Here is a 1709-nt window from a genome sequence, read left to right as displayed (position 1 = left end):
GGTGACGGACGGGAGGGTGACGGGAGGGGCCGGGGGCTCAGCGCCCGCTGCTCTTGACCTTCTCGGCCATGTCCGCGTCCATCTCCTGCATGGACTCCTTGATGGCCTGGAACTGGTTGGCGTAGTCGATGATGCTCTGCGTCGCGTTCTTCAGCGACGTGGTGAAGGTCTGGTACTGCGCCTGGAGGGCGGGGCTGGCCTCGACGAAGACCAGGCCGGTCTCCAGCAGCGCGTCCACCTCCTGCTGGGCCTCGTTCATCCGGGGCACCAGGGTCTCCTCGACGCTGGTGTTGAGGACGTTGCAGACCCGGTCGATCTCGTCGTAGTTCAGCTTGATGTTGGCCACGGGGCCGTCCTTTCGCTGCGTGCCGGGGGAACCGGTCGCCGGGATCCGGCGGCCGGGGGTCGGATCACTTTTCCTCCCACTTGGCGTTGGGGCCGGAGCGGGTGTACTCGGTGGTCTTGCCGTCCTCGGTGACGGTCATCGTTCCGGAGCCGTCGTCGTCGAGGACGACCTTCGTGGTGGAGACGGTCCTGCCGTCCTCGTCGGTGGTGGTGACGGTGTGGTCCTGGAAGGCCGCGAAGCGTTCCCGCCCGGTGGAGTCCTCGCCGAGCGAGACGGTCCGGGGCTCGCCGTCGTAAACGGTCGCGGAGGTGGTGGTCGTCCCGTCGGCGTAGGTGGTCGTGGTGGTCTGGTCGCGGAAGGTGTAGCCGCGGCCGTTGTCGTCCTCCACCGTGTGCACCGGGCCGTCGTAGACGGTCTCCGAGACGAACTTCTGACCGTCGGTGGTGGTGACCGTCGAGGTCTCCTTGACGATCTCGTGGTTGTCGTCCAACTCCAGCTCGACGACGGTGGTGCCCGACGCGTCGGTGTACTCCCACCGGGTGGGCGGGGTGTCCGACGGCTTGGGCGGGGCCTCCCCGGGGTTCTCCGGGGGCCGCTCGCCGTCACCCGCCCTGGCGTCGGCGACATCCTCCTTCCACTGCTCGCAGAAGCCGGGCGGGTCATCCACCGAACAGGCCTCGTGGAGCGAGAACTCCGGGTCCGAGATGTCCTGTGCGGAGACGCCGATGGACTCCAGGTACCTCTCCCAGGCGGCGCGGTCGCTCTCCCACTGCTGGTACGCCTCGGTATCCGCCCGCCAGTTGTCGAGGTTCCCCGCGGCCTTGGAGGCCCCGGCGCTCTGCGCGAGTTGGGAGTCGACGTTGAAGAAGCCGTCCGCGACGCCGCCGAAGAGGTTGCCCAGCTCCTCCAGGCCGTCCTTGGCCTCCTTCACCCGGGCTCGCGACACCGTGTAGAAGAGGTTGAAGGCCTCCGAGAGCCCGCTGTGGCCCAGCACCGCCCTCCGCTCCCCGGCGTTGGCCTCCCCCAGGTCGCGGTAGTCCCCGCTGGCGCCCCCGCTGCCCGCCTCCTCGGCCAGTTCGAGCATGTTCTCGCGCACCTGGTGCAGCACCGAGTAGTCGATCGAGAAATCGGCGGAAAGGTCGTCGGCCATGGTGCGCCTTCCCCGGTTCCTCCCGGCGGGGGCGGGCCGAACCGTGTGTGAGCCGGACGTGCGGTGGGCGGGCGGCGGGCCCGCCGGCTCCGCCCGCGGTCGCGCCCACCCCTACCACGCACCACCACGGCCCCGGGTTCAGATCCGAACGACATGAACCATCGGGCGTCCCCAAACGTGGACATGACGGAGGGACCGCCGTCGCCCCTTCCC

Annotated in this window: 2 protein-coding genes; both read right to left on the bottom strand. The window is 69.5% G+C overall.

Features of this window, described 5'->3' with window-relative positions; all coding sequences use genetic code 11:
• Nucleotides 1-37 precede the first annotated feature (37 nt).
• Entirely contained in the window at nt 38-346 is a 309-nt protein-coding gene (locus FOE67_RS24915) for a hypothetical protein (RefSeq protein WP_143624462.1), read from the bottom strand.
• 64 nt (nt 347-410) lie between these two features.
• Entirely contained in the window at nt 411-1496 is a 1086-nt protein-coding gene (locus tag FOE67_RS30175; protein ID WP_182667074.1) for a serine/arginine repetitive matrix protein 2, read from the bottom strand.
• Between the last annotated feature and the right edge of the window lie 213 nt (nt 1497-1709).

It is taken from the genome of Streptomyces calidiresistens, assembly GCF_014141525.1.
GTDB classification, from domain to species: Bacteria; Actinomycetota; Actinomycetes; order Streptomycetales; family Streptomycetaceae; genus Streptomyces; species Streptomyces calidiresistens.
Note: the sequence above shows the minus strand (reverse complement) of the source record. Positions and strands in the feature narration are given on the sequence as shown.